This is a genomic window from Peribacillus psychrosaccharolyticus ATCC 23296, from assembly GCF_000305495.1.
Taxonomy (GTDB): Bacteria; Bacillota; Bacilli; order Bacillales; family DSM-1321; genus Peribacillus; species Peribacillus psychrosaccharolyticus.
This window is the reverse complement of record NZ_AJTN02000262.1, coordinates 22,386-30,896: the sequence shown is the minus strand read 5'-3', so window position 1 is coordinate 30,896 and position 8,511 is coordinate 22,386. Positions and strand designations below refer to the sequence as shown.

The 8,511-nt window shown below is 41.0% G+C and carries 9 protein-coding genes; all 9 read left to right on the top strand.

The features are described 5' to 3' along the window. Positions 1 to 18: 18 nt before the first annotated feature. The 9 genes from WYK_RS22520 to WYK_RS22480 all read left to right on the top strand — a co-directional run bounded on the left by WYK_RS22520 (position 19) and on the right by WYK_RS22480 (position 8,482). Positions 19 to 1,314, top strand: a complete 1,296-nt coding sequence (locus WYK_RS22520) for an NfeD family protein (RefSeq protein ID WP_051387851.1) — start codon at positions 19 to 21, stop codon at positions 1,312 to 1,314. A 41-nt stretch (positions 1,315 to 1,355) separates the two neighbouring features. Further along, the gene (floA, locus tag WYK_RS22515; protein WP_051387853.1) at positions 1,356 to 2,321 is read left to right on the top strand and encodes a flotillin-like protein FloA; all 966 of its coding nucleotides are present in this window, start codon (positions 1,356 to 1,358) and stop codon (positions 2,319 to 2,321) included. 27 nt (positions 2,322 to 2,348) lie between these two features. Beyond that, the gene (locus tag WYK_RS22510; protein ID WP_040376664.1) at positions 2,349 to 2,831 is read left to right on the top strand and encodes a hypothetical protein; all 483 of its coding nucleotides are present in this window, start codon (positions 2,349 to 2,351) and stop codon (positions 2,829 to 2,831) included. A gap of 68 nt (positions 2,832 to 2,899) precedes the next feature. Further along, positions 2,900 to 3,184 (top strand): sporulation protein YqfC, encoded by a 285-nt coding sequence (gene yqfC / locus WYK_RS22505; protein WP_040376663.1) that lies wholly within the window; start codon positions 2,900 to 2,902, stop codon positions 3,182 to 3,184. A gap of 18 nt (positions 3,185 to 3,202) precedes the next feature. Then, entirely contained in the window at positions 3,203 to 4,390 is a 1,188-nt protein-coding gene (gene yqfD / locus WYK_RS22500; RefSeq protein WP_040376662.1) for a sporulation protein YqfD, read from the top strand. 3 nt (positions 4,391 to 4,393) lie between these two features. Further along, positions 4,394 to 5,356 carry a PhoH family protein gene (locus tag WYK_RS22495; RefSeq protein WP_040376661.1) on the top strand — a complete coding sequence of 321 codons (963 nt, stop codon included), beginning with the start codon at positions 4,394 to 4,396 and terminating at the stop codon, positions 5,354 to 5,356. Positions 5,357 to 5,494: 138 nt separating this feature from the next. Continuing rightward, the gene (locus tag WYK_RS22490; protein ID WP_040376660.1) at positions 5,495 to 7,633 is read left to right on the top strand and encodes an HD family phosphohydrolase; all 2,139 of its coding nucleotides are present in this window, start codon (positions 5,495 to 5,497) and stop codon (positions 7,631 to 7,633) included. Continuing rightward, positions 7,630 to 8,100 carry an rRNA maturation RNase YbeY gene (gene ybeY / locus WYK_RS22485; RefSeq protein WP_040376659.1) on the top strand — a complete coding sequence of 157 codons (471 nt, stop codon included), beginning with the start codon at positions 7,630 to 7,632 and terminating at the stop codon, positions 8,098 to 8,100. The genes WYK_RS22490 and ybeY overlap by 4 nt, the downstream gene beginning before the upstream one ends. After that, the gene (locus WYK_RS22480) at positions 8,084 to 8,482 is read left to right on the top strand and encodes a diacylglycerol kinase family protein (RefSeq protein WP_040376658.1); all 399 of its coding nucleotides are present in this window, start codon (positions 8,084 to 8,086) and stop codon (positions 8,480 to 8,482) included. Before ybeY ends, WYK_RS22480 begins: the two co-directional genes overlap by 17 nt. Positions 8,483 to 8,511 lie beyond the last annotated feature (29 nt).

The window sequence follows — 8,511 nt, the reverse complement described above, 5'->3', positions numbered from 1 at the left end:
GCACGGCTATGGGTTGGTTTGACCACGCTCTCGGCCCTGCTGGTTCTATTTTTGCTGCCGAATTTTGTGTCAGCGAAAAATGAGCTGGTGTACGTTGTTCCGATTGAGGAAACGGTTGAGGATGGATTATCTTCATTTATTGACCGTGCTCTTGATAAAGCTGAAGAGGATCAGGCAAAGCTGGTTATTTTTGAAGTAAATACACCAGGGGGACGGGTCGATTCGGCTGCGAAGATTGCAAAACGAATGACTAGTTCGAAAGTGGAAAGTGTTGCCTTTGTTAATAATGAGGCGTTGTCTGCAGGTGCTTACATTTCACTGAATGCGGACAAAATATATATGGTTCCTAATTCGACGATGGGTGCTGCTGCTGTGATTAACTCAGCTGGGAATACGGCTGGTAAGAAGGCTCAATCTTACTGGACCGCGGCAATGAGAACGGCGGCAGAACAAAACAACAGAAATCCACTTTACGCTCAGGCGATGGCTGACGAAGATATTGATCTTCCGGAGTACGGTGCTGAAAAAGGGAAGCTGTTGACGTTTACGGCATCTCAAGCTTTAAAGGCGGGCTATAGTGAAGGAACGGTAGGAAATCAGGAAGAGCTGTTAACTAAGCTTGGCCTCGAAGACGCTGATGTGCGTTATATTGATGAGAGCTTGGCTGAAAAAGTAGCAAGGTTCTTGACTAATCCGTTGATTATCCCGATTTTGTTAACCATTGCTGCGATAGGGATTGTCGTTGAGTTGTTCTCACCTGGATTTGGTATCCCGGGGTTTGTTGGAATCACTGCATTGCTTTTATATTTTTATGGTCATTTAATTGCAGGCGCTGCAGGTTATGAAACGATTGTGTTGTTTGTCTTGGGTGTCATTTTATGTCTTCTTGAGCTGTTTGTGCCGGGTGGAATTGTTGGGTTACTTGGGTTTGGAGCAATTATTGGAAGTTTATTTATGGCCTCGGATGACCCCGTTTTAATCGGGATTTCATTATTAATTGCTATAACCATTGCGGTTTTGGCAGCTATTCTAATGGTAAAGGTGTTTGGGAAAAATATGAAATTTTTCAGAAAGATTATCCTAACTGATTCAACCAATAAAGAGCAAGGTTATGTATCAAATGTAACCAGAGTTGATCTGCTTGGCTTAACTGGCAAGACAATGACAGATTTGAGACCTGCAGGAACGGCAATCGTTGGCAATGAACGACTGGATGTAGTTTCTGAGGGAAGTTTTATTAAAAGAGATAGCTTGATTGAAGTAGTTAAGGTTGAAGGATCGCGTATCGTGGTCCGTGAAGCCAAAATAATATAACGAGTTAGGAAGGATGAGTACATTTGGATTCTACGACAATTATGTTACTGTTGGCAATCGTTGCGATTGTCATTGTGTTAGCGGTATTATTTACCTTTGTTCCAGTTGCACTTTGGATTTCGGCATTAGCCGCGGGAGTACGGGTGTCTATTTTCACTTTAATCGGAATGAGGCTTCGTCGAGTTATACCAAGTCGAGTTGTCAATCCGTTGATTAAATCGCATAAAGCGGGATTGAACGTATCAACAAACCAACTTGAAAGTCATTATTTAGCCGGCGGAAATGTTGACCGCGTTGTAAACGCGTTGATTGCAGCTGAACGTGCGAATATTGATCTTCCATTTGAAAGAGGCGCTGCCATTGATTTGGCTGGCCGTGATGTTTTGGAAGCTGTACAAATGAGCGTTAATCCAAAAGTAATTGAAACCCCATATATTGCTGGTGTCGCAATTAACGGGATTGAAGTAAAGGCGAAGGCGAGAATAACGGTACGTGCAAATATCGAACGTCTTGTCGGTGGTGCGGGTGAAGATACAATTATTGCTCGTGTTGGTGAAGGGATTGTTTCGACAATTGGTTCCGCTAAACGACATACAGACGTTTTAGAAAATCCAGATATGATTTCTCAAACTGTACTTGGTAAAGGCCTTGATGCGGGTACTGCATTTGAAATCCTCTCCATTGATATTATGGATGTTGATATTGGTAAAAATATTGGTGCAATGCTTCAAACTGATCAAGCTGAAGCAGATAAGAAAATTGCGCAGGCTAAAGCAGAAGAACGTCGTGCAATGGCTGTTGCTGAAGAACAAGAAATGGTTGCTCGTGTTCAAGAGATGCGTGCAAAAGTTGTTGAAGCGGAAGCCGAAGTACCACTTGCAATGGCTGAAGCGCTTAAATCCGGAAACATGGGTGTCATGGATTATATGAACATTCAAAACATCTCTGCTGATACAGATATGCGTGATTCCATTGGAAAAGGAAATAAAAAAGACAAAGATAAGTAAACAGTAATGAGGAAGGAAGGTGTTTGAATGGAGGTCCTCATTGATTTTTTCATCAGAAACCCTTGGCTGCTCATTATTGTGATTGGGATTGTTACCTCGCTTTCGGGGAAGAAAAAGAAACCGGAACAGGAACAAACCCCCAACCGGCCGGCTAGACCACAGCAGCGGCCAACTGTACGAGAGGTATATCGTCAGGCAATGCAGGAAATGACTGAAGCTTCTAAGCCTCCGGTGGATGAAGCTTCGATGCTGATGGAGGAAGAGCTTGCTCGGAACCAAGAGCATAAAGCTGAATTAGAGCGAGCAAAGCTGTATCAGAAGAAGCAGAAGCAGCTTGAACGAATAAAAGCGGCTAAACCTGTGCTTCCTATTGAAGATAACAGCAGTCCGATCTATAACACGAATTTACAATTCGATCAGCAGCGATTAGTTGATGGAATCATCATGTCCGAAGTACTTGGGCCGCCGCGTGCTAGAAAGAATATGTACCGTTCTGGTGTTAGGCGTTAAAACTGAAAAATAACTGTGCTAGAACCCTCTTTTATCTCATACATTGAGATGAAAGGGGGTTCTTTTTTATGACACGAACTTGGAGGCAACGCTTTAAGCAACTAGTCGTACGCACAATGGACCTTCCTCAAGATGTCATAATGGACCTGCCGCGAATTACGATGATCGGTCAGTTACATATTTACATCGAAAATCATCGAGGGCTGCTTGCTTTTTCAGAAACTGAGGTGAGACTGATGCTAAAACATGGTCAGCTATTAATCAGTGGAAGTGCTCTCGTCATCAAGACGATTTTACCTGAGGAAATTTTGATTGAAGGTAAGATCGATAAGGTGTTATTTATAAACGAGTAATCTTGGGGAGGTATACCCTTGAAGAATCCATGGACAAACTTAATGACAGGCGTGGTAAAGGTCAAGGCAAACGGTAAGGGCACAGAACGTTTATTGAATAAATTGATGAAGGCTAACGTTCATATTTGGGATGTAAAGCGTAAGGATGCGGAATCCATTATCTTTACGATTGACTACTCTGAGGTGTTTAAGCTTAGGCAGGCTGTTCGTAAGAGTGAGTATAAGGTTTCTTTTATCTCTGGAAGCGGTGGTCCTTTTTTTCTTAAACGACTGAAGAAAAACAGCGGCTTTATTGTCGGGCTACTCGCGTTTTTATTGTGTATATTTATTTTGTCCAATATGGTCTGGGGGATCAAAATTTATGAAGCTGATCCGGCTACTGAACATGAAATCCGAAAGGAATTGGATTCGATAGGTGTCAAAGTGGGGAAGATTCAATTCTTTCTGGACAGTCCTGAAACGATTCAACGGAAATTGACTGAATCGATTGGAAGACTGACGTATGTAGGGGTGGATTTAAAAGGGACAATCTATCACTTAAAAGTTGTGGAGAAAAAACAACCAGAGGAAGTTATTCGGACAGGTCCTCAACATTTAGTGGCTAAGAAAAAAGCGATTATTACCGATATGCTGGTCGAGAAAGGACAAGCTAAGGTTAATGTTCATGATTATGTCACGAAAGGCCAATTGCTCGTCTCTGGCATTATTGGAAGAGAAGAGAAGCCTGAAGTGGTTTCTGCTACAGGGAAAATAATGGGCGAAACATGGTACAAGGCAACGGTTAAAATGCCGCTGAAAACACGGTTTTCTGTGTATAATGGGGATGAATATAGTAATTATTATTTGACGGGTGGAGGCTTTTCCCTCCCGGTTTGGGGCTTTAGTAATCCAACGTATAAACAATTTGAAGAAGAAACGGTCAGCCGTCCCTTTCATTTTTTACAATGGGAACTGCCAATCGGTTTCAAAACAAAAACACAAAGAAGTAAGGAAATCATCGTTCGTGAGTACACAAAGGAACAGGCTGTTGTTCAAGCAAAAATGATGGCTAAAAGTGATTTAGAGAAAATACTGGGCGAAGATGCAAGTATCGTTGGGGAGAAAATTTTGCATGAGCGAATCGAGAATGGTAAAATTATCTTATCCATTCACTTTCAGGTTATTGAAAATATTGCGACTGGGCTACCAATCATTCAAGGAGACTAACGAATGTCAGAAGATGTGAAAGTTATCAATTTAGAACTTGAATCACCCAATGAAGCATTAGCTCTTTTGGGAAATGGGGATGCGAATGTTAAAGTTCTTGAAAATGAGCTGAGCATATCCATCATTACACGAGGCGAAGGAATTGCTGTCGCAGGTGAACTGTCTCAAGTAGAGGCTGCACAAAGTATTTTAACAGCGTTGTTATCCGTGATTCGCCGAGGAATAAACATCAGTTCAAGAGATGTAGTATATGCCATAGAATTATTCCATAAAGGGACACTTGAATATTTTGGCGACCTTTATGAAGAAGAAATATCCCGGACTGCTAAGGGAAAAATTATTCGAGTTAAAACACTTGGTCAACGACATTACATCCATTCAATCCGCAAGCATGATCTCGTATTTGGAATTGGTCCTGCAGGTACAGGAAAAACCTATTTGGCGGTTGTAATGGCGATTAATGCCTTGAAAAACGGTGAGGTTAAACGAATTATTTTAACAAGGCCTGCTGTAGAAGCAGGAGAGAGTCTAGGCTTTCTTCCAGGGGACTTGAAGGAGAAGGTTGATCCGTATTTAAGGCCGTTGTATGATGCCCTTCATGACCTCCTTGGGCTTGAACAAACACAGCGAATGATTGAACGAGGCACAATCGAGATTGCTCCGCTGGCTTATATGAGAGGCCGAACGCTCGACGACGCTTTTGTTATTCTGGATGAAGCACAAAATACGACTCAAGCACAAATGAAGATGTTTTTAACACGACTTGGTTTTGATTCTAAAATGGTCATCACAGGTGATCGATCCCAGATTGATTTGCCAAAGGGTGCCAAGTCCGGGCTTCTGCGAGTAGAGGAAATCCTAAAAGGGGTTAAAGGCATTTCATTTATTTATCTCGAACAGAGTGATATTGTTCGTCATCCACTTGTTGCGAGGATTATTTCCGCATATGAAGAAGCGAATGAATAAGCATGTTCTGACCGTCATTTTTGGCGGTTTTTTTGTACCTCTTCACAAGGAAAGATGAAAGTTATCGAAAAAACTGTTATGATTTTACATAATTACTTTAAATTACATCTTCGTCTGTGGTTGACAGGAGGGAAAGATTTGGGAAACGTACAGCGATATCTGGCGAAATTAAAGGAACTGTTAGGAAACAGGCTGTTTAAACTGTTATTATTTCTTTTGGTTGGCGTATTCAGCTACATAATGATGGTCTCAAATGTCACTCCAGAGAAAATTAATGTCGAACTGCTGCAGCCTGCAGAACAAACAATTAGAGCCACAAAAACGGTTGAGGATACATATCAGACCGAATTAGAAAAGGATGAGGTAGCGAAGCAAGTTCCGGATGCGTATACTTTGAAAAAAGAATATGCCCAGAATAAAGTTGATTTGATCTCTTCTATCTTTGATTCGGGCCTTGAGGTTAAAAAAGAAATAGAAGATGAAGAACAGGCTAAGGAAAGTATTCCTGAACAGGCAGAGTCGCTGAAGGAAAAACTAACAGAAGAGGTAGCAAATGATCTTTCCGATTCAGTCTTCACCTCGCTGGTTAAAGCAAGTGAGCAGGAGTTAAGAATTTCAAAGGATCTGACCATCACAGTCATTAATAAGGTCATGACTTCGTCGATTCCATCTAATGAAGTTGAAAATGCCAAGAGAAGGGCTGAAGAGGATCTAAAGTTAACCAGCCTCACTAAAGAAATGAAGCGAACGTCCATTGAGCTGGCACGGTATGCGATTATTCAAAATTACTTTTTTGATCAGGAAAAAACTGAAGAGCAGCGGAGAAAGGTCATTGAAAGTGTCGAACCTGTGAAAATTCTTCAAGGGCAGATTATTGTTGAAGAAGGTCAATTAGTTGATCGTGAAATTTATAGACAGCTTGAATTAGCTGGTTTCTTGAATGCGGAAGACAGCGTGCTGCCTTTTCTTGGTTTAGCGTTGTTTATCTTTGTTGTTATGGGTGGGTTTTATTACTACTTCCGCAGTCCTGATGCTGTGAAGACTAGTCATAGTAATCAAATGCTGATCTTTATCATTACCTTTATGATAACGCTTGGAACAATGAAAATTATTAGTATGGTTCAGGAATTAAAATATGGTGAAATCTCTTTCTTCTTTCCTATTGCTATGGCGATTATGCTGGTGAGGATATTACTTAATGAGCGGTACGCTATTGCTATGGCGATTATTTTGGCCGGTTTTGGGACAATCCTTTTTAATGTCCATATTCCAGGGAATTTAAATTTCTCTGTAGGTCTATATTTTTTGCTAAGTGGAATCAGTGCGATCATCATCCTGTCTAAACGGAATTTCCAGGCTAAATTACTGCAAGCGGGTCTTTTGCTTTCGGGGATGAATATTGTCATACTGTTTGCGATTTTATTGATTACAAATGGACATTACTCAGAGATTGAATATCTTTTCTATGTGCTTGGAGCTGGTATTTCCGGAATTGCATCCTCGATCTTGACGATTGGGCTGCTGCCGTTTTTTGAAGCAGGATTTGGGATTTTGTCATCTTTAAAGCTGATTGAGTTATCGAATCCAAATCATCCGCTTCTGCGAAAAATACTAACGGATGCACCTGGCACCTATCATCATAGCGTAATGGTTGCTAACTTGGCAGAAAGTGCCTGTGAAGCGATTGGGGCAAATGGGCTGCTTGCACGAGTTGGTTGTTACTATCATGATATTGGCAAAACACGCCGGCCGCAGTTTTTTATCGAAAATCAGCTGAATCAGGATAATCCTCATGATAAACTACCGCCAGGGACAAGCAAAGATATTATTATTGCTCATGCTGTTGATGGAGCTGATATGCTTAGAAAGGCGAAATTCCCGACTGAAATTGTTGATATTGCTGAGCAGCACCATGGAACAACCCTGCTAAAATACTTTTATCATAAAGTATGTAAAGATGGAACAGAGATTAATGAAGCAGATTATCGTTATCCAGGTCCGAAAGCTCAGACAAAGGAAATTGCTGTTATTGGCATTGCTGATAGTGTTGAGGCAGCTGTTCGTTCCATGAATCATCCTACACAAGAAAAGATTGAAGAACTAGTCAAACAGATTATAAATGATCGAATACATGACAAACAGTTCGCAGAATGTGATATAACTATGAGGGAATTAAGTATAGTTCAGGACTCTTTATGTGAATCATTGCATGGGATTTTCCATTCCCGAATAGAGTATCCGGAACTGTCTAAATTAGAACAGAAGGTGAAAGCATGAAATTAGTTATTGATTTTTTAGATGAAACCAATGAAGTATCTGAAGCAGCCATCATGCTCGTAGACAGTGTACTTCAATTTGCAGCTGAAACAGAGTCGATTGAGGAAGGAAGCGAGCTGTCTGTTTCCTTTGTTGATAATGCTCGTATTCAAGAAATCAACAAGCAATTCCGCGAAAAGGATGCAGCAACAGATGTTATTTCCTTTGCAATGGAAGAAATGGGAGAGGATGAACTAGCGATTGTTGGTGCTGATATGCCAAGGATTTTAGGTGATATTATCATCTCAATCGAACGAACAAAGGAACAAGCGGCTGAATATGGACATTCTTTTGATCGGGAACTTGGCTTCCTAGCGCTGCATGGCTTCCTGCATTTATTAGGATATGATCATATGACTGAAGAAGATGAAACAGTCATGTTCACTAAACAAAAGGATATCTTAGCGGCTTATGGGCTATCCAGGTAGAGAGAGACGACACCCGCTTTATAAAAGCTTTGTGTTTGCCTTTCAAGGGATATTTGAGTCCATGAAAACGGAAAGAAATTTACAGATTCATTTCACCGTCGCTGTGATTGTCGTATTCTTTGGGTTTTTCTTTAAGCTGTCGACTGTTGAGTGGTTGTTTGTGTTGCTTGCCATTGCGGGGATTCTTACGCTTGAATTACTTAACACGGCAGTAGAACGAGTGGTGGATTTGGCGACAGATCAAGTTCATCCGCTCGCTAAGCAGGCGAAGGATTTCGCAGCGGGTGCGGTTTTGATTTATGCGATATTTTCTGTCATTATAGGGTTATTAATCTTTGTACCAAAAATTATTGATTACTTGGATCAATCAATAAGCCTTTAAAAAATAAACATTTGTGAGTACAATGAGAG